At 49.4% G+C, this 20,118-nt stretch carries 15 protein-coding genes; 1 reads left to right on the forward strand and 14 read right to left on the reverse strand.

All coding sequences use genetic code 11. The features are described from left to right. Nucleotides 1-2 precede the first annotated feature (2 nt). The 11 genes from ACYVB1_RS18255 to ACYVB1_RS18305 all read right to left on the reverse strand — a co-directional run bounded on the left by ACYVB1_RS18255 (nt 3) and on the right by ACYVB1_RS18305 (nt 14,533). A complete protein-coding gene (locus ACYVB1_RS18255; protein ID WP_460925239.1) occupies nt 3-395 on the reverse strand; it encodes a VOC family protein in 393 nt (130 codons plus the stop codon). 54 nt (nt 396-449) lie between these two features. Then, nucleotides 450-2,465 carry a sensor histidine kinase gene (locus ACYVB1_RS18260; protein ID WP_460925240.1) on the reverse strand — a complete coding sequence of 672 codons (2,016 nt, stop codon included), beginning with the start codon at nt 2,463-2,465 and terminating at the stop codon, nt 450-452. 659 nt (nt 2,466-3,124) lie between these two features. Next, a complete protein-coding gene (gene ilvA, locus ACYVB1_RS18265) occupies nt 3,125-4,393 on the reverse strand; it encodes a threonine ammonia-lyase IlvA (RefSeq protein ID WP_460925241.1) in 1,269 nt (422 codons plus the stop codon). 7 nt (nt 4,394-4,400) lie between these two features. Continuing rightward, nucleotides 4,401-5,447 (reverse strand): ketol-acid reductoisomerase, encoded by a 1,047-nt coding sequence (gene ilvC / locus ACYVB1_RS18270; protein WP_460925242.1) that lies wholly within the window; start codon nt 5,445-5,447, stop codon nt 4,401-4,403. A gap of 230 nt (nt 5,448-5,677) precedes the next feature. Further along, nucleotides 5,678-6,286: an acetolactate synthase small subunit gene (gene ilvN / locus ACYVB1_RS18275; RefSeq protein ID WP_460925243.1), complete on the reverse strand. Its 609-nt coding sequence runs from the start codon at nt 6,284-6,286 to the stop codon at nt 5,678-5,680. A 19-nt stretch (nt 6,287-6,305) separates the two neighbouring features. Next, nucleotides 6,306-8,039 carry a biosynthetic-type acetolactate synthase large subunit gene (gene ilvB / locus ACYVB1_RS18280; RefSeq protein WP_460925244.1) on the reverse strand — a complete coding sequence of 578 codons (1,734 nt, stop codon included), beginning with the start codon at nt 8,037-8,039 and terminating at the stop codon, nt 6,306-6,308. Next, nucleotides 8,002-9,720 carry a dihydroxy-acid dehydratase gene (ilvD, locus tag ACYVB1_RS18285; protein WP_460925245.1) on the reverse strand — a complete coding sequence of 573 codons (1,719 nt, stop codon included), beginning with the start codon at nt 9,718-9,720 and terminating at the stop codon, nt 8,002-8,004. The genes ilvB and ilvD overlap by 38 nt, the downstream gene beginning before the upstream one ends. 548 nt (nt 9,721-10,268) lie before the next feature. Then, nucleotides 10,269-11,387, reverse strand: a complete 1,119-nt coding sequence (leuB, locus tag ACYVB1_RS18290) for a 3-isopropylmalate dehydrogenase (protein WP_460925246.1) — start codon at nt 11,385-11,387, stop codon at nt 10,269-10,271. Further along, nucleotides 11,375-11,971 (reverse strand): 3-isopropylmalate dehydratase small subunit, encoded by a 597-nt coding sequence (gene leuD / locus ACYVB1_RS18295; RefSeq protein ID WP_460925247.1) that lies wholly within the window; start codon nt 11,969-11,971, stop codon nt 11,375-11,377. The genes leuB and leuD overlap by 13 nt, the downstream gene beginning before the upstream one ends. Beyond that, nucleotides 11,971-13,365 carry a 3-isopropylmalate dehydratase large subunit gene (gene leuC, locus ACYVB1_RS18300; RefSeq protein WP_460925248.1) on the reverse strand — a complete coding sequence of 465 codons (1,395 nt, stop codon included), beginning with the start codon at nt 13,363-13,365 and terminating at the stop codon, nt 11,971-11,973. The genes leuD and leuC overlap by 1 nt, the downstream gene beginning before the upstream one ends. Before the next feature lies 1 nt (nt 13,366). Then, nucleotides 13,367-14,533, reverse strand: a complete 1,167-nt coding sequence (locus ACYVB1_RS18305; RefSeq protein ID WP_460925249.1) for a 2-isopropylmalate synthase — start codon at nt 14,531-14,533, stop codon at nt 13,367-13,369. Nucleotides 14,534-14,698: 165 nt separating this feature from the next. Here ACYVB1_RS18305 and ACYVB1_RS18310 point away from each other — a divergent pair, with 165 nt between their 5' ends. Then, on the forward strand, nt 14,699-16,243 hold the full coding sequence (locus tag ACYVB1_RS18310) for a hypothetical protein (protein WP_460925250.1): 1,545 nt from the start codon (nt 14,699-14,701) through the stop codon (nt 16,241-16,243). 217 nt (nt 16,244-16,460) lie between these two features. On the opposite strand, the gene ACYVB1_RS18315 is transcribed toward ACYVB1_RS18310, so the two are convergent. The 3 genes from ACYVB1_RS18315 to ACYVB1_RS18325 all read right to left on the reverse strand — a co-directional run bounded on the left by ACYVB1_RS18315 (nt 16,461) and on the right by ACYVB1_RS18325 (nt 20,011). Then, nucleotides 16,461-18,692 carry a hypothetical protein gene (locus ACYVB1_RS18315; RefSeq protein ID WP_460925251.1) on the reverse strand — a complete coding sequence of 744 codons (2,232 nt, stop codon included), beginning with the start codon at nt 18,690-18,692 and terminating at the stop codon, nt 16,461-16,463. A gap of 297 nt (nt 18,693-18,989) precedes the next feature. Next, nucleotides 18,990-19,625, reverse strand: a complete 636-nt coding sequence (locus ACYVB1_RS18320) for a YdcF family protein (protein ID WP_460925252.1) — start codon at nt 19,623-19,625, stop codon at nt 18,990-18,992. 161 nt (nt 19,626-19,786) lie between these two features. After that, the gene (locus tag ACYVB1_RS18325; protein WP_460925253.1) at nt 19,787-20,011 is read right to left on the reverse strand and encodes a hypothetical protein; all 225 of its coding nucleotides are present in this window, start codon (nt 20,009-20,011) and stop codon (nt 19,787-19,789) included. Nucleotides 20,012-20,118 lie beyond the last annotated feature (107 nt).

The raw sequence follows: 20,118 nt of genomic DNA on the forward strand, positions 1-20,118 counted from the left end.
CCTCAGATCATGTAAAGCTCCCATTGTATCCGGTCCGGGTCTTTGAACGCAACGTAGTTTTTGTTTAGAGTTTCATCCTTCTTCACACCGGTGTTTTCTACGCCAGCGTCTGACAGTGCCTTTGCTACCCGCTTTAATTCTTCTTCACTCTCACAGGCCATGGCCAGGTGATCCATGCCGATATGGAAAGGATTAAACCTGGTTTCTCCTCCTTCCGCTATTGCAGCGGGCCTGAAACCAATAAAATTGGAACCAACCATAATACCAAACAGATCCGGCGTATCAAGCGCTAAATCGAAGCCCAGCGTTTCTTTATAGAACTTTTTTGTCTGGTTCATATCCTTGCACCGTAAAGCAATATGATGAATACCAGGAGTTTTTATTTGAATAGACATAGCTTTTGAATTTTGGATGAAGTGACATAAGAAGGAAAATAAAAATAAGCTTTATCAGGTAGCAACCATGATGTGTTCATCTATATGCAGTACAGGCACCTGTATGATGAATTCTGTAAACTGCCCATCTACTGTTTCAAAATACAGCTTGCCTCCGTGGCCTTTGGTCACGATGTCATGACTTAAGGACAAACCCAGGCCCGTGCCCTGGCCTGTCGGCTTGGTAGTGAAGAAAGGCTGAAAGATACGTGTAACCGCCTCTTTCGAGATGCCTGTGCCATTGTCTTTCACCCTGATTTCAAAGGAATCACCAAGGCGGTGCGTGCTTACCGTTACCTGTGGCTGGTAGGCCTTGCCCAATTGCCTTTGCTTTGTTTGCACGGCATAAAAAGCATTATTCAGCAGGTTCACCAGCACCCGTCCCAGGTCCTGCGGAATAATTTCCACCTTACCTAACTCTTCATCAAAATCAGTGACAACCGCAGGCGAAAATCTTTTGTCCTTTGCACGTATCCCGTGATAAGAAATACGCAGGTACTCATTTACAAAGGCGTTGATGTCGATAGCCTCTTTGTGTCCCAGGTTCTTACGGGAGTGTTGCAGCATGCCTTTTACTATGGAGTCAGCGCGGAGGCCGTGAGCAGAAATCTTTGAAAGGTTCTGCTTCAGTTCGGAAAGCAGGTTGCTTGCCTCGCTTTTTGGCTCTTCCGGCAACTGCTGAACAGGTCCCTGCTGCAGTTCTTCCACAAGCTCTACATTAACTTCCGAAAAGTTATTAATAAAGTTCAGAGGGTTTTGGATCTCATGCGCAACACCGGCTGTCAGTTCTCCCAGCGAAGCCATTTTCTCTGACTGCACCAGTTGTGCCTGTGTTGCCTTCAGGTTGTCGAGGGTGTGCTGCAGTTCTGCTTTCTGCTGCTCCAGTTCCAGTGACTTACGCTCCAGTTCAGCGGTACGCTGTGCCACCAGACTTTCCATTTGCTCTGCGTAGCGCCGCAAAGATTCTGTCATCAGGTTGAAATGCCTGGCCAGCGCACCGATTTCATCCTGCACCTCAACAGGCACCTCTACTTTGAGCTCCCCGGCATTTACGCGTTTCACACCTTCCAGCACATAACTGAGGGGCCGCAACAAACTCTTTTGAAAAAAAGGCGGAAACACCAGCACTATCAAGAAGGTGGAAATAGGGATAAGATAGGCCAGGTACTTCAGAGCCTCTTCTGTGTGCTCATCAACTACTCCTGCTACATTACTGTTCCCGTACAGCATAAAGCCGAGCATACCCAGAATAACGAGGGTAAGGCACATAAAGAGACCGACCAGCTTTGCAAGAAAGGTCGTTTTCTCCTGTGCATAGGTCATGTAGTTGATGACAATACCTGTAATGAGTACCAGGTAAATGGCATGATGAAGCGGCTCCCACCAGCTGGAGGTGATACGGAATATACCCAAATTTGCATTTATCCAGGCAATAACAAGCAGCAGGCACCAAAGCGTAAATGCACGGTAGGCCTTCGTGTCGCGTGTGGCGGGATGTTGCAGCTTTCCTACCAGGAGCTTCAGTTTACCAGCTACGGTAGGTTGTGACACCGCCCTGCTGTCAACAGCTGTTTCTGCCTCTAGTTGCGTGGACAGGATGGCTTTTCTGATAAACACCACCACAAACCAGAAAGCCAGTAAAAGCTGGACCGGGAAAGTCCAGGGATAACCTACCTGATGAAAGTACATGCCAACACCCATCAGCACAAAACTTACCACAAGCGCCACCTTCAACTCCCTGGGGTATGGGTTGTACCGGTAAGTGTAACAAAAAAATAAGTTGTAAAGCCCCAGCACCACCAGGATAACACTGTGCACCCACACTATAGGCTCGTAGGCATAGGTACCAAAAGCGGAGTTACGGAGAAATGAAACGGCATTATATACCGTATGCAGCACAAACATGCCCGTAATCAGCAAGCCGTCTCTTGACTTGTTTTTGATGCTCAGCAGGTACATAGCCAGCGTCAGACAAAGTGTGAACTCTGCCAAGGCTGCTATTGACTGCGGTCGGAGTTGAAACCATTCCATGGTGTTGACCTCTAAAAAGTTTAATGTCTCATTTCTACCTCTTACATTCTGCTCCAACATAAACATTTAACTGCCCGGCCTTTCTGCCTCATACTGCTGCTCCCGCAGCCACTACAAGGTCTTTCACCGGCAGCGATATAATGAATTCCGCGTATTCGTATTTCCCTGATTCCATCTGCATGTTTTCTCCGTGCCCCTTCGTAATAATTTCATAGCTGAGCAACAGCCCCAGGCGGGTGCCTTCGCCAGAGGGTCATGGAAAAGCTAAGCCGTGCTCTCCAGCTAACAAATTCCTGCTTTCACTCCGCCTCCTTTGAGGCTGAAGCGGGTCCTGTTCTCTCCTATAACTGCCTCAGTAGACACAAAGGCGTAGCTATACTTTATGATTATACGTATAAATAATTTTAACATAACGCTATCAGGCAATTTTATTTACTTATTTTTAGCTACGGCAGGATTTATTTTCTTAAAGAGAAGAGTAAATGAGAAAATGTAAGTTTTGAGCTAGCGAACGTAACGCTGGGGGTAGGACTGGTTAGACCTGGTACATCAGAAAAAACACAGGTACTGTGGAACTGGCTAAAATCAAAAAACCGCTTCATTATAAAATGAGCGGCTTAATTTGAATAACTAACAAACACACTAACTAAAAAAAGTTCTTACAGGAACATGTTCAGGAAATCCTGCTTGCCGTTCAGGTACTCGTAGGCAAAGCCCTCTTCCGTCATCCTTTGTTTTATACCTTCCACATCCTCCGACTGCTTTACTTCGATACCAATAAAAACAGGACCTTTTTCCTTGTTGTTTTTCTTGATGTACTGGAAGTGAATGATGTCATCGTCCGGGTGCAGTACTTTGTTCATAAAGGTTCTGAGGGCACCGGGTTTCTGGCTAAAGGTTATCATGAAATAATGCTTCAGCCCCTGGTGCTGCATGGCCCGCTCCTTGATGTCCTCCATGCGGGTGATGTCGTTGTTGCTGCCGCTGATAACGCAGACCACGTTCTTGCCCTTGATTTTATCAGCGTAATATTTTAGCACAGAAACAGACAACGTGCCGGCTGGCTCCAGCACCACACCCTCTTCATTGTACATTTTGAGAATGTCTACGCATATCTGCCCTTCCGGCACGAGCACCACATCGTCCAGCAGTTCGCGGCAAATCTCAAAGGTTAGCTCGCCCGGGCACTTTACAGCCGCACCGTCCACAAAGGAATCAATGGTATCCAATGCCAGTCGCTGCTGCGCCTTCATGGAGTTGTACATCGACGGAGCTCCCTGCGGCTGAACACCTATCAGCTTTGTATTCGGGCTAATCTGCTTGAAAACACTGGAGAGGCCGGCGGCCAGGCCACCCCCGCCTATTGGCATGAACACATAATCTATCGGAAACGTGGCAGCTTTCAGTATCTCCAGCCCCACCGTTGCCTGCCCTTCCACGATGGCTATATCATCGAAGGGAGGCACAAAGGTGCTGCCACGGCTATCAGAAAACTCCTTGGCGGCTTTGAACGTGTCATCGTAGGTAGCGCCGGTCAGCACCACCTCCACCATTTCTTTACCGAATCCCCGCACCTTGCTCACTTTTTGAGCAGGTGTAGCGGCAGGCATAAAGATATAGCCCTTCAGGCCGAGAAGCTGGCATGCATAGGCCACCCCCTGCGCGTGGTTGCCGGCGCTGGAGCAGACAATTTCCCGCCCCTCCTGCTGTGGCAGGCTGCTCATCTTGTTATAGGCCCCCCTGATTTTATAGGAGCGCACTACCTGCAAGTCCTCCCGCTTCAGATACACATGGGCATCGTATAACTGCGACAGCCAGTGGTTCTGCAGCAGAGGGGTCTTGTTAATGACCCCTTTCAGGTTCCTCGCTGCCTTCTCTACATTCTCTAATGAAACAACCGTTTCTAAAGCGACTATATCTTTATTCATCTTGCCTTTACTTTGTTCGGGAGCGCAGCTTCCTTACGGTCGCTCCTGTTTGCCATAATTCTGAATCGCGAAGCTCTTTCAACTCTGCCTCTAATTCTTTTCTGTAACCCGGCGTTGAACCGCGCTGTATTGTGCGCGCTGCTTCTTTACCAGACGCTACACTGTCGTACAAATCGTTTAAAACAGGCAGTGTGGCATCTTTAAACTTACCTTTCCAATCCAGGGCACCACGCTGGGCAGTAACGGAGCAGTTTGCGTACATCCAGTCCATGCCGTTTTCGCCTACCAGTGGCACTAAGCTTTGTGTTAGTTCTTCCACCGTTTCGTTAAAGGCTTCTGATGGGGAGTGTCCGCGCTCACGCAGCACCTGGTACTGTGCTTCGATGATGCCCGCCAGAGCGCCCATCAGCACGCCACGCTCACCTGTCAGGTCGCTGTATACTTCTTTCTTGAAATCTGTTTCAAACAGGTAACCGGAACCCACGCCGATACCCATTGCTACAGCTTTTTCATAGGCTTTGCCTGTAGCATCCTGGAACACTGCAAAGGAGGAGTTAAGACCGCCACCGCTTACGAACAGCCTGCGCAGGGAGGTACCGCTGCCCTTAGGAGCCACCAGAATAACGTCTACATCGGCCGGTGGCACAATGTTGGTTTGCTCTTTAAATGTGATGCCGAAACCATGTGAGAAGTAAAGGGTTTTACCTGGCTTCAGTCTTTCTTTGATAGTTGGCCACAAGGCAATCTGGCCGGCATCTGAAAGCAGGTTGGCAATGATAGTACCACGCTCAGCAGCTTCTTCTATAGAGAAAAGAGTTTCTCCCTCTACCCAGCCGTCTTCGAGTGCTTTTTCCCATGAAGGAGAATCCTTACGCTGCCCAACAATTACATTAAACCCGTTGTCTTTCATGTTCAGTGCCTGGCCCGGGCCTTGTACCCCGTACCCAATCACTGCAATCACTTCGTCTTTCAGCACTTCCAGTGCTTTAGAAAGCGGGAATTCCTCACGTGTAACTACTGTTTCGTCTACTCCTCCAAAATTGATAGTTGCCATTTTGTTTTAGCTGGTTATAAGTGTATGATTTTTGTTTTTCTTGTTGAATCTAGCTACTTAAATATAGCTGCGCTGTTGTTTTCAGTTACTCGGAAAGGCATTCATCCACCCCTGCCCCTCCGTGGAGGGAAATTTTGCAAGTTTATTTAAACTTCCCTCCTCAGAGGGGCAGGGTGGGTTCTTATTGTATAGGCAAATTGGTTAGGCCATTCAGGATTAAAAGACCCGTCCTACATCGAGAAAATTTTGTCCCGGCTGTTGAGGTATTCGTTTTCAACACTCTCACTTCCGGGCTCGGCACGCTCAAACTCGCGCAGCTTCCTGTTAAAGCCTTCGCTGCCTTTGATGATGGCGATGCGGGCGCTCCGCACAAACTCAATCAAGCCGTACGGTTGCAGCACCTTAATAAGGTTGTCTGTTTCTTCGCGGTGGCCGGTGGTTTCAAACACGGTGTAGTCCTTCCTTATTACCACGGCTCTTGCACCATTCTCGCGCAATAACCGCTCTACCAGCGCCTTTTCTGCGATAACATCGGTCGGCACCTTGTACAGGGCCATTTCCTGCCATATCACGTCTTCGTTGGTGTGGTAGTACACTTTCAGCACCTCTACCTGCTTCTCAATCTGCCGGGTCAGCTTCCGGATAACGTCTTCTGTTTCGTTTATCACGATGTTGAAGCGGTGGATGCCCTCTATTTCAGATGGAGAAGTATTCAGGCTTTCAATGTTCATCTTCCTCCTCGAAAAGATGGTGGCAATCCGGTTCAGCAGCCCCACGTGGTGCTCTGTGTAAACCGTGATGTTAAATTCCTGCCTGTCGATATGATTCTGATTACTCATGCTGTTCTTCTGTTTAGGCTTACTTCAACCTGATTTCACTTACACTGCACCCCTGCGGCACCATCGGGAACACGTTGTTCTCCTTGGTAACCATCACCTCCAGCAGGTAAGAGCCATTGTGTGCGAGCATCTCCTGCAGGGCCTCTTTCAGGTTTTCTCTCTCAGATATTTTTCTGCCGGCAATGCCGTAGCCTTCCGCCACCTTGATGTAATCCGGGCTGGTGATGTCTACAAAAGAGTAGCGGCGCTCATGGAAGAGCTGCTGCCACTGCCGCACCATGCCCAGGAACTGGTTGTTCACGATGATAATTTTCACATCCACGCCGCTCTGCATAATGGTGCCCAGCTCCTGAATCGTCATCTGGATACCGCCATCGCCCACGAAGGCCACCACTGTACGGTCGGGTGCACCAAATTTAGCGCCGATAGCCGCAGGCAAAGCAAAGCCCATCGTGCCCAAACCTCCGCTGGTAATGTTACTGCGGGTATGGTTGAGTTTGGCGTAGCGGCAGGCCACCATCTGGTTCTGCCCCACATCACTCACAATGATGGCATCGCCGTTAGTCAGCTCGTTCAGTTGCTGCATCACCTCTCCCATCGTCATTTCGCCGGAAGTCGGGTGCAATTCATCCTGTATGACCTGCGCTACTTCCTCGGCTGCATAGTCCTTGAATTTCTGCAGCCACTCCGGATGGCTTTTCGCCTCCACCAGTTCCGTCAGCATCGGAAGCGTTTCTTTGCAGTCGCCCCACACCGGCACGGTGGTTTTCACGTTCTTGTCGATTTCAGACGGGTCAATATCCAAGTGGATTACCTTCGCCTGTTTCGCATACTTGTCCAGCCTGCCCGTCACCCGGTCGTCGAAGCGCATGCCAATGGCTATCAGCACATCGCACTCGTTTGTGAGCACGTTAGGGCCGTAGTTGCCGTGCATGCCCAGCATACCCACGTTCAGTTCGTGGTCGCTTGGCAGGGCCCCTGCCCCCATAATGGTCCAGGCAGCTGGTATGCCGCTTTTCTCTATGAATGTCTTAAACTCCTGCTCTGCCGAGCCCAGCATGACGCCCTGGCCCCACAGCACAAAAGGTTTCTTGGCCTGGTTAATCAGCTCAGCCGCCTGCTGTATGTATTCCTTCCGCACGATGGGCTTCGGGCGATAGCTGCGCACATGGTTGCATGGCGTATGCTCGCCGCAGGTAAACTGCTGTAACTGTGCATTCTTTGTAATGTCGAGCAACACAGGGCCCGGACGACCGCTTTTGGCAATGTAGAAAGCTTTGGCCAGCGCCTCGGGTATTTCACTTGCATCCGTTACCTGGTAGTTCCACTTGGTAACAGGGGCCGATATGCTGATTACGTCCGCCTCCTGGAAGGCATCCGTTCCTAAAAGATGCGCGAACACCTGCCCTGTGATGCATACCAAAGGCGTACTGTCAATCAGGGCATCAGCAAGACCTGTAATAAGGTTAGTGGCACCGGGGCCGCTGGTGGCAAACACCACCCCCACCTTGCCGGATGCACGGGCATAGCCCTGGCCGGCGTGGATCCCCCCCTGCTCATGGCGCACCAGCACGTGGTTTACCTGATCACGGAAGTCGTAAAGCGAATCATAGATAGGCATGATAGCACCACCCGGATAACCGAATATAGTGTCTACCCCCTCTTTCAGCAGACCACGTATAACCGCTTCACCTCCGGACATTGTCTTCTTCTCTTCAACCAATTCTGGAGCTTGTTTCTCTTGCGTTAACATAATCTTCTTCTAAATCTGTTATACATCCGTTACTGGCATCGCTCACCGTCCTGATATACTTCTGGAGCACACCGCGTTTCACCCTGGCCTGCGGAGCCACCCACTTGTCGCGGCGCAGGGCCAGCAGGGCATCATCCACGTGCATGTGCACTGTGTTGGTACCGGCATCCAGCGTAATGATGTCGCCATCCTCTACCAGTGCGATGTTACCGCCATCGAAGGCTTCGGGGGTTACATGGCCTATCACGAAGCCATGTGTACCGCCTGAGAAGCGTCCGTCTGTGATCAGGGCTACTTTATCGCCTAGTCCGGCACCCATGATGGCAGAGGTCGGCTTCAGCATTTCCGGCATGCCCGGGCCGCCTTTCGGGCCGACATAGCGGATAACCACCACATCCCCTGCTTTCACTTTATTTACTTTCAGGCCTTCGTTCAGTTCTTCTTCTGAGTTGAACACAACGGCGGGGCCTTCAAACTTCAATCCTTCTTTACCTGTGACTTTCGCCACGCCGCCCTTTGTTGCCAGGTTACCATATAGTATCTGGATGTGTCCATCTGGTTTGATAGGGTTGGAAAGCGGTCGCAGCAGGTCCTGCTCCTCGCCCAGCGGCTTTACATCCGCCAGGTTCTCAGCCACAGTTTTGCCTGTTACTGTCAGGAGGTCGCCGTTAATAAGGCCTTCGTTCAGCAAGGTTTTCATCACTGCCGGCACACCGCCCAGCGAGCAAAGGTCTTCCATGAGGTACTTGCCGCTTGGCTTCATGTCGCCTAGCACCGGCACCCGGTCGCTTACCGCCTGGAAATCTTCCAGCGTCAGCTTTACGCCTGCCGCAGAGGCAATGGCAATCAGGTGAATCACCGCATTAGTTGAACCGCCGAGCACCGTGATCACCACCATGGCGTTTTCGAATGCCTCACGCACGAGTATGTCGCGCGGCTTGATATCTTTCTCCAGGAGGTTCAGCAGGTAATGACCGGTATTAAGACATTCGTCTCTTTTCTGCTGGCTTACAGCCGGGGACGATGACGTATAAGGAATAGACATACCCAGCGCTTCTGCCGCTGATGCCATGGTATTGGCGGTGTACATACCCCCGCAGGCACCCGGCCCCGGGCAGGCATTGCGGATAATACCCCGGAAGTCCTCGTCAGATATGTTGTTGTTCAGTTTCTTGCCGTAAGCTTCGAAGCAGGACACAATGTTCAGCTTCTCCCCTTTGAACTCACCGCCTTTGATGGTGCCACCATACACCATCAGCGATGGTCTGTTGAGACGGGCCATCGCGATAAGCGAACCGGGCATGTTTTTATCGCAACCTACCACACAAGCTAGGGCGTCGTAATTGTGCGCACCTGTAATCGTCTCAATAGAATCCGCAATCACTTCTCTGGAAACAAGCGAATAGCGCATGCCTTCGGTGCCATTGGTGATGCCGTCGCTTACACCGATGGTGTTGAAACGCAGGCCAACCATCCCTAACTGACTGACACCTTTTTTTACTTCATCTGCAAGGTCGTTGAGGTGCATGTTGCAGGTGTTGCCCTCAAAGCCTGTGGAGCAGATGCCCACAAAAGGTTTGCGCAAGTCTTCTTCTGATAAACCGGAACCTATCAGCATCGCCTGCGAAGCAGGTAAGCTGTCGTCTTGTGTGTAGATGCGGCTGTATTTGTTTAAGGCCATTTTGGTGTTCGTTGTGTTGTTATGAAGCAGATGCATGCACTTTTGTCTGACAAGCTTTATCAATTTTGCTGCAGTGCATCTACATAGGTCGTAATTAGCTTTTGCAATTGTTAAATCGTTATAAAAGCAGGCATTTTGCTTCTAAACTTTCTACAATCTCCTCCTTTTAAATATTCTTTGAAAATCTACCTCCAGAATGCCTACTATTTCCAAAAGCTTTTATAACGCTATTAAATTGCTGATTATCAGTATTCTAACCAATAGACATATACATTATCTAAAAAAATATGCTGTGTTTATTTGTCTCTTTTGCTGACACAATTCATTAAAAAATGAACCTGCACCAAAGCCTGAGGGCAAAAAAAAAGCAGCCACCTTAGTAGAGATGGCTGCTTTTTTTTGCTGTGTTTTATACGCTTCAGTTTGAGCAAACCATCTCCACCCCCCGTGAAATATTCAAGAGGATAATAATGAGGCGGATGACAACGGCGTTCAGCATATTTGCTTTAAAGGATGAAACCAGTGTTTAACCTGGTGGTGATAAGGCGTTAGATAATAGTACTCAGGCCTAACTCAATGTTGTTCTTGTGCGGCACTACCAGAGCTCCTTCCAATACATAGTAGGCAATAAAACTTCCTACCTGCTCTGTGCTGTAAGGGGATGTCGGGTTCAGTTCTGGCGTTAGCACCTGCTTTTCAAGGGCATTGTGCACAGCTTCTTTCACAAGGTCAGCTTCGCGCTGCAGGCTGAAATGCTCCAGCAACATCGCCGCCGACAAAATGGCCGCAATCGGGTTGGCTATTCCTTTTCCTTTTGCCTGGGGATAAGATCCGTGAATTGGCTCAAAAAGCGATACATGGTTTCCTACCGAAGCAGAGGGCAGCAAGCCAAGTGAACCGGCAATTACAGAGGCCTCATCCGACAGAATATCGCCGAACATGTTTTCCGTCAGAATCACGTCAAAAGACCGTGGGTTCAGGATGAGCTGCATAGCGGCATTATCCACGAAAAGGTAGTCTACTGCTACTGCAGGGTACTCCTGCGCCATGTCCTGCACTACCTCCCGCCATAAACGGGATGTTTCCAGGACATTGGCCTTGTCTACCAAGGTCAGTTTCTGGCGCCTGTTCATGGCAGCCTGGAAGGCAAGGTGCGCAATGCGTACAATTTCTTCTTTGCTATAGGTGCAGTTATCGTAAGCTCCGTCAGGAGTGCGTCCTTTTTCTCCAAAGTAAATGCCACCTGTCAGTTCTCTGAAAATGAGCATGTCTGCCCCTGCAATGCGAGTGTTCTTTAAAGGAGAGTGGTCCAGCAGCACATCGTATGCAGTTACAGGCCTGATGTTGGCATAAAGTCCCAATGACTTTCTCAGTCGCAGCAGGCCCTGCTCAGGCCGCACTTTGGCAGCCGGATTGTTGTCATACTTTGGGTCCCCAATGGCACCCAGCAGAATGGCATCTGACTCCATGCAGGCATCTATGGTTTCCTCCGGAAGTGGGTTTCCTGTTGCGTCGATGGCGCAGGCACCCATCAAATGTTTCTCAAAGTGAAAACGGTGCCCGAACCTTTCAGCTATAGCCTCCAGCACTTTGATGGCCTCGTTACAAACTTCAGGTCCTATGCCATCACCTGGCAACACTACTATTTTCTTGTTTAATACGCCCATGGTCTTGTACTTTCGTATGCTTCTATGGCCTCTTTCTGGCTCACTAAAAAATCAATGTCATCGTAGCCGTTAATCAGGCACTCTTTTTTGTAGGGGTCAATGTCAAAGCTGACACGCTCATTCCATGCAGGAACAAAGAACTCCTGGCTTGGCAGATCCACCACGAATTCTGTTTGCGGGTCTTTTTCTATCTGCTCAAAAAGCCGCTGCAGCATCTCGTCCGACACCTGCAGGGGGAGCAAACCGTTGTTTAGCGCGTTGCCACGGAAAATGTCAGCAAAGTAACTGGATATCACCACCCGGAAACCGGCATCGTAAATAGCCCAGGCAGCATGCTCACGGCTGGAACCGCAACCAAAATTTTTACCTGCTATGAGTATCTGGCCGCTGTAGCGGGGATTGTTCAGCACGAAGTCAGCTTTTGGATTGCCGTTGCTATCATAGCGCCAGTCCCGGAACAGGTTCTCCCCGAATCCTTCTCTGGAAGTAGCTTTCAGGAACCGGGCAGGGATAATCTGATCAGTGTCTATGTTTTCTATCGGTAACGGAACGGCGCCCGACTGTATAATCTCGAACTTCTCCATTAATTCAGGTATTGGGTTATGTCAACAATTTTACCTTCCACGGCTGTGATGGCCGCTACCAATGGGCTGGCCAGTAATGTTCTGGAGCCTGGCCCCTGGCGGCCTTCAAAGTTTCGGTTGGAAGTAGAAACACAGTAAGCGCCTGCCGGTATCTTGTCTTCGTTCATGGCTAAACAGGCACTGCAGCCCGGCTCACGCAGTTCAAAGCCTGCCTCTGCCAATAGCTTATCCAGTCCCTCTGCCTTCGCCTGCGACTCTACCTGCTTGGAACCCGGCACTATAATCGCCTCCACGTGGCTGGCTTTCTGGCGGCCTTTCACAAACTCCGCCACTACCCGTAAATCCTCGATGCGGGAATTGGTACAGCTGCCAATAAACACGTAGTTTATTTCTTTGCCGACTAAAGACTCGCCCGGGGCAAAGCCCATGTACTGTAACGATTTGTCGTAACTAACCGCCTCTCTGGCAGGCACGTTCACCGGAATGGCAGCACTAATCGCAATACCCATACCAGGGTTTGTACCGAACGTAATCATTGGTGTGATATCGTCGGCATCAAAGAAGTATTCTTTATCGAAAGTAGCTCCTTCTTCTGTATAAAGGGTTTTCCAATAAGCCAAAGCCTGCTCCCAACGCTCTCCCTTTGGCGCATGCTCCCGGCCTTTTACATAGGCAAAAGTTGTCTCGTCCGGGGCAATCATACCGCCGCGAGCCCCCATTTCGATGCTCATGTTGCACACCGTCATACGGCCTTCCATGCTCAGGGAGCGGATGGCACTGCCGGCATACTCTACAAAGTAGCCTGTTGCCCCGCCTGTGCCTAATTTTGAAATCACGTAAAGGATCAGGTCTTTGGCAGACACGCCTTTGTGCAGCGGACCATCAATCGTAATACGCATCTTTTTGGGCTTGCTAAGCAGCAAACACTGCGAGGCCATCACCTGTGCCACCTGGCTGGTCCCGATTCCAAAGGCGATGGCACCGAAGGCACCATGCGTGGAAGTATGGCTGTCTCCGCACACAATGGTCATGCCCGGCTGCGTGATACCCAGCTCGGGCCCGATAACATGCACAATCCCCTGGTTCTGATGCCCAAGGCCAAAAAGCTCCACACCATACTTGCTGCAGTTCTCGGTCAGTTTGTCAACCTGCAAACGCGACAACGGCTCCTGGATAGGCAGGTGCTGGTCTTTGGTAGGCACATTATGGTCGGCGGTGGCTACTATCTGCTCTTTTCGGAACAGTGGCAGGTTGCGCGCTTCAATTTCATCAAACGCCTGCGGGCTGGTTACCTCGTGTATCAGGTGCCTGTCGATATAAAAAACATCCAGGCCGCCCGGAATAGAGCGCACCACATGGGCATCCCAGATTTTATCAAATAGTGTCTTTTTCATATTAGTTGGCAGCCACCAAATTTTCCTGTTCTACTAATGCATGCAAATCATTGTCCACTACTTCTTTCTTGCAATCTGCAACCTGCAGGAAAGAGGCATAGGCTTTATCGAGTGTGCTCTTGTCGAAGTTGTACCCGATTTTCTGCAAGCGGTATGCCAATGCAGCCCGCCCGGAACGTGCTGTAAGCACAATAGAGGAATCCGGTACGCCTACGTCACGTGGATCGATGATCTCGTATGTTTCGCGGTGCTTGATAACGCCATCCTGGTGAATACCGCTGGAGTGTGAGAAGGCATTGGAACCCACAATAGCCTTGTTCGGCTGCACCGGCATGCGCATCATGTGCGAAACCATGGTAGAGGTTTCCGCCAACAGTTTAGAGTTGACGTTAGTATCGAGCTTCAGGTAGGGGTGCTGGCGTAATATCATCACCACTTCTTCCAGGGCTGTGTTTCCGGCGCGCTCCCCTACTCCATTGATGGTGCACTCGATCTGGCGTGCGCCGTTAATCACACCGGCAATAGAGTTAGCAGTAGCCAGGCCTAAGTCGTTGTGGCAATGCGTGGAAAGGCGCACTCTGTCTATGCCCTTCACATTTTCATACAGGTACTTTATTTTGGCACCGTACTCTTCAGGCAGGCAGTAGCCGGTGGTATCCGGGATATTCAGAACCGTGGCACCCGCTTTCACGGCTGCTTCGCATATTTTAGCCAGGAACTCGTTCTCAGTTCTTCCGGCATCTTCTGCATAAAACTCCACATCCTCCACGAAGCTCTTAGCCAGGCGAACCGCCTCTACTGCACGCTCCATCACTTTCTCCTGCGAAGTGCGCAGCTTAAATTTTATGTGGGATTCAGATGTACCGATGCCGGTGTGTATCCTGGGGTTGCGGGCAGAGGCTAGTGCCTCCGCAGCAATGCGTATGTCCTGCTCCACAGCTCGGGACAGACCACAAACGGTTGCTTCCTTTGTCTGAGCGGCTATTGCTCTCACTGCCTCAAAGTCACCCGGGCTGGATACCGGAAAGCCAGCTTCAATCACGTCTACCCCCAGTAGTTCGAGCTGTCGTGCAATTACCAGTTTCTCATCCATGTTTAATTTGCAACCAGGCACTTGCTCGCCATCCCGTAAGGTGGTGTCAAAGATTTGTATTTTCTGAGCTGACATACTTAATTTGATTTATTATTGCAGATATAATTCTTTATCGAAGCGTAAATAAGGATATAAACAGCAGCTACAAAAACTATTTAAAGGAAGGCCTGTTATTTCTAAACGCTTTTTCTATCTCCATAAATAGCTGTTTACCAGCAACTTAATCCACAAGCTAATACAATGTCTACCAAAAATAATGATCCTGTTTTTCAATTGGTTAAGTCTCTTACAAAGTCAGAAAAGCGGCATTTCCGTTTGTTTGCCAAAAGACAGGGTGTTTCTGACGGGCTTAAGTTTCTTCAGCTTTTCGATGCGATGGACAGCCAAACAGGGTATGACGAAGAAAAAGTGCTGGCGCAAGCCCCGGACGTGAAAAAGGTGCAATTGGCAAACATGAAAGCAAACCTGTACAAGCAGCTTCTATCGAGCCTCCGCCTCTACCACGCGAACCAGAACCTCGACATCCAGCTACATGAGCAGCTGGATTATGCCCGCGTGTTGTATAACAAAGGGTTTTATCAGCAAAGCCTGAAAATGCTGGAAAAGGTAAAGCTGGGGGCACTGCAGGCTGAAATGCCACATATTGCCCTGACTGCTATTGACTTTGAGAAGCTGATCGAATCACAGTACATTACCCGAAGCCTGGAAGGAAAAGCAGAGACATTATCTGCTGAAGCGGTGGATACCGCCCTCCATGTATCGCAGATACATGCCCTTTCCAATGCTGCCCTGCGCCTGTATGGCCTGTACATAAAGGTGGGGCACGCGCGGAACGTAGAAGAGTACAACAGCACTACAACTTTTTTTCAGGAGAACCTGCCTGTCATTGATCTGAAGCGTGCCGGGTTCACAGAGAAGCTCTACTATTACCAGGCGCATGTGTGGTATCACTATATTATCCAGGATTTTAAATCCTGCTACAGGTATGCGCAGAAGTGGGTGGATTTATTTGAGGACAACCCGGAGATGAAGTACAAGCAGGACATGCTGTACATCAAGGGTTTGCACAATTTGCTACTAGCCCTCTACAACATGCTCTATTACAGCAAGTTTACACAGGTACTGCAGAAGTTAGAAGACTTTGCGGCTGACCCGGATAGACGAGCGAGTCCAAACTCGGAGGTGCTGCTGTTCCTTTTTATCTATACAAACAAGATAAATAAGTATTTTCTGGAAGGTAACTTTTCCGAAGGCGTAACGATTATTCCGAAATTACTTGAGAACCTGCACCGGTTTAAATCGCACCTGGACCCACACCGCAGGCTTACGTTTTACTATAAGATAGCCAGCCTCTACTTCGGCAGCGGAGACTACCAGCAGGCTATCAAATACCTCCAGAAGATCATTTATTACAAAGACATCAGTTTACGGGAAGACCTGCAATGCTTTGCCCGTATCCTCAACCTGATTGCCCATTATGAGGCTGGTGAGGATGAGGTACTGGAATACCAAATCAGGTCGGTGTACCGCTTCCTGGGTAAAATGAACGATCAGCAACAAATGCAAATCGAGATATTCAGGTTCCTGCGAAATTTAGGCGATGTGACACCAGGCGAACTGAAGGATGCTTTTGCTGCCCTGAAAGAAAAGCTGATGACCATCTCGCTGGACCCTTACGAGAAGCGCCCTTTCCTTTACCTGGATATCATCTCCTGGTTGGAGAGCAAGATAGAAAACACCCCGGTTCAGGAAATCGCGAAACGAAAGCACAAAACCATGAAGTAAGGTTGTTTTGCTGATTGCCCTAAGTAGACGCATCAGTCCCAGCGGGACGACCTTTTCATAGCAAGGGCACTTGTAAGCTTATAGCTCCAGAGGAGCGACCTGTTAAGACATTTTACAGGTCGCTCCTCTGGAGCTATATTTTTTTACTTATCTCTCTATCAACAGGTCGTCCCGCTGGGACTTTTTGCCCCGTCAAAGTGGCTTTGCTATATCGGTTTTACCTCTTCGAAACAAAAACAGGCGTCTCGGTCACATTTATTCTCAGCTTCCCGTTTTTCGTCTTTACCGTCTCTTTTTTCATGTCGTCGGCTCCTTCTACAAAGGAGTGGATAACAGCCTGGCCTGTACCCAGGTTTAGTTCATACTCCCCTGTCCGGCTTACCTGGTCTGGTATCCAGAGCACGTACATTTCATTCTTCCCGTGTTCATATACATCTACCGCCGGGTCAGAGCTGAGCGTTTTTTTGTAGGTGTAGTTCCCCATCAGCTTATTCAGCTGTGCCTTGAAGTCGGCTGCCGGCCTGCGCTTGTAGTTGTTCACCTTATCAATTTCGCCGGAGGTGGAGTACTTTCCGGAACCTGGGTTGGTCACATCAGTAGCCATATAGGTGTAGATGCGGTAAATACCCAGTCGCGCATACATAAGAGCTGTTCTGATGCCCCAGTCTGCCTGCGTCTGCAGTATGCTTCTGGTTGGTGTTGCCATCGCCCGCTGTGTTGATTCCGGATGCACATCATAACCTGTTTCGGAAATCTGCACCGGCATACCGCCGCATTCTTCATAAGACAGTTGCAAAAAAGAAATGGCTCTTTCAGTAGCAGTGGATTTTTCAGGGCATATTCCGGTGGTAGTTTTTTGCTGGTCCTGGGTGGAATTGGCAGTGTTATGGTACACATGATAATCGATGATATCGAACGGCAGGTCTACCACATTCCGGCCTTTTTCATCCAGTTTATACCCCCTGTGCTCTTTGCTCCAGTCTATCATGCCCCGGACAAACCCGATGTCCCCCACCAGGCCTCCTATCACTACCTGCATGGTCGGGTCGGCTGTTTTAACGCCATAGCCCGGCCCCATTGCGCCTTTGTGACCGTCGTAGCAGGCGGAGCTTCTGGCGGCATACTCCCTGCCATTCTGATACGCATGCCTTCCTTTCCAGTAGCGGTCCGGCTCATTGTCTACCTGGATATACTGCACGGTACCCAGGCCTGCTTTGGATTCGTTAGCTGGCTGATGATTATAAAAAGGACCTTCTTTTACAGTAAGAAATTCTGCCGGAATATCTTTGTTCCTGCCGTAGCGGGCGGAAATCCGGTAATAAAGGTTTGCTATTTTTTCGTAGGACTTCCAGTCTTCCCCGTCTGCATCCCATGCCTTGGGCACATTGTTTTCATCTCTCAGTTCAGGCGGATAATTGGCCTCCAGAAACCAATCCGGCACTTTCTGCGGGCACACCATCACCTCTTTGCCCTCGTCATGCATCCGCTGGTAGTAGGTATCTCTTAAAGCCTGTCCCCAGGCGGAGGGTTCATAAGAATACTCTCCCTCTTTTCCTTCAAAGGTTTTCCAGTCGGCATAGTCACGGAAGCAGGTATATCCTTTCAGCGCCTCCCATTTATGCTCTGCCACTCCTTTCCATACATTGCGCGGGTCTACTACATCTGGCCACAGTATCACCATACCCAGCATGTTGCCAATAGGTGCCAATTTCGGAACATACGGGGCAGGCTTCTTGTAAGGAAGCCAGTTTCCTGTCAACCTCACTTCGTTTGGCACATGCGTATCTACTTTGAAAATAATGTAGGCGACATCAATGGTTTCGGGCAGCTTGTATTTCGGCTTCGTGTTTTCCGGCGACCATGACAGCGGGTCTTTACCTGTAGTCCATGCCCGGTAGTCTGTGCCATCGAACACAGGTCCTGGCTCTCTCTTCCAGGTACCATCGGCTACCGCACTTCTCCTCACAAAGTAGGTGCGCATCTCCCCTTGCACAAGCTCACCTGTGCCGTCATAGAATTCAATGTTTTCTAGGTTAAACTCCAGTTCTTCCGGAATCCGTACCCACACCTCGGAGGGCTTCACCAGCGGTGTCCAGTCCAGCACAACGCTTTTATCTACATCACCGTCAAACAGTTCTCCTGCCTCCTGGTGCTGGCTATGGCTCAGGTGGTAGGTTTGAATATACTCAGAAGGCAATACACCTTTATACCTCCCGGAGGGAAGTATAACCGGGCTATCTTCTACTGGCTTTCCGGCAATCAACTGCTTTGTATCACTTAAGAGTGCATAGGCCCTGTCCTGGGCCAGCTTCACCACTTTCTCCAGGGCATGGCCCTTTATGATTTTAACGGAAGCATTGTGTTTTACCTCCAGAAAAGTAAAACCGCATAAAATCATTAGAACCCCACATACCAGGAACGGATGTGGTTTAAATCTTTTCAACTTCATGTAATGCACCGGGTTTAATAAGCTTAGACAATGAATTCAACATCAAAGATGTGTAGGTAGCGGTCTTTATACAGAACGATTACTTAGGGTTTTATTGCAGGCTTTCAAAATGAAGCTATACAATATAACGATCGTATAGTACAGGACTAAGATGGTATTTGTTTCAAATCAGGTTAGGGAGCAACTGGGCACATGGCCGTGAATGGCTGGAGAGGCGATATGCTCGTGAAATTTTAATGCTGCTCTTTCATACTTCTACCTTATCATAAACCGGCAACTGCACCATAATTTTTTCTTTTAGCGACGGTGAAGAAACCCTGTGTCACGTTTGTTGAGGTAGATGATGACTTCCTCTACAGAGACCAGATCTCCTTTTGCATGATAATTTTCTATGCGTTTCATTTCTCCCGATATCAATCCTGCCCGGGCAGCCTGTACCTTTCCCTGCGAGTGCACCACTTCTTCTTTCCATGGCAGTGGCTTGCCGGGGTAACTGTAAAGTTCTAATGTTGGGTAGCTTTTAAGGGCAGCTGTGACGGCGGTCATAAAGGCCCGGGGTTGCTGAAACGGGGCTGCTGTTACAATCAGCCGCTCGTACTGCTGCTCCAGGGCGTATGCCACGAGCGATTCTGCTTCAATGCCTGTGTGCAGAATATCTGTGTCTGCCGGCACAGGAGGCACCGGGCACAGTTCTTCCTCTCCCACTCCGGAACCCACCAAGGCATTTTTCCAGCTTTCATACCCGGGATAGCCGCTGATGGGGCCTGTGTTCAGGAACAGCACCTTCTTAACTTGCTTTTGCTGCAGTAGCTGCCGTGCCGCCGCAAACGCTGACTCCTGGTTGTCTTCGGTCTGTCCAAACAGGAACAAAGCATCTGCCGGTTCCTCAGGCAGCGTATCACAAAGGGTACGTATTATCAGTTCTTCTATCATAGCTACCCCTATACGGCAAGTGCCTGCGTCGGGTGCTGTACAAGGATGTAAACTATCAAGAGGTATTTTGTTGAGGCATATGAGGCTGCTTTACTGATGATGGCACCTTTCTTTGCCTTACTGGTAACTGTAACGGTATATTTACCATCATCTAGGTGGAGTTAAAAAGGAGTCTTTAAGTTCTTCTTTTTCAATTCAAAAGGTTCCTGGTTCCCATTTGCAGCGAGGGTGGCGCCTGTTACTGATAAGTCAAACAGCACTGGTTCCTGCGTCGGGGATTCCACAGTTACTTCAAAACTGTAACCCTCCTTCATGCTGTCCGGCGCTGGTGTGGAGTGCATAAAAAAGCTGAGGGACAGAAAGAGAAGTGACAGGAGTAGTTTCATCTTCTTAAATCTTTTGTTTTATATAAACAGGATTTCCTTTTTGCTCTACTTTACCCCATACAACACCCTGTATTATAACAATTTATCAACAAAAATTCATTCTTCCA

The sequence above is a fragment of the Pontibacter brevis genome, assembly GCF_054779655.1.